This window comes from Psychromonas arctica (assembly GCF_038155225.1).
Taxonomy (GTDB): Bacteria; Pseudomonadota; Gammaproteobacteria; order Enterobacterales; family Psychromonadaceae; genus Psychromonas; species Psychromonas arctica_B.
Window position 1 is genome coordinate 1 of the sequence record NZ_JBAKBA010000415.1, and the last position, 210, is coordinate 210.

Below are 210 nucleotides of genomic sequence, written 5' to 3' on the forward strand. Positions count from 1 at the left end.
TTCCGGGTCCCCATCGTCTAGAGGCCTAGGACACCGCCCTTTCACGGCGGTAACAGGGGTTCAAATCCCCTTGGGGATACCAACTACTACTTTAATGAAAGATACTTAATAACTGTTCTTGCTTAGAATGATTATTAAGTGTTTTTAACACTGCTCTTTAACAATTAGGAAAGCTGATAAATGTTCTTATTTATCGCACAATAACAATGA

1 tRNA gene is annotated in these 210 nt (G+C 39.5%); it reads left to right on the plus strand.

Going from position 1 to position 210, the window contains the following annotated elements:
- The first annotated feature begins 6 nt into the window (after positions 1–6).
- Positions 7–82: transfer RNA gene (locus tag V6255_RS18955), tRNA-Glu, on the plus strand.
- Positions 83–210: the final 128 nt, after the last annotated feature.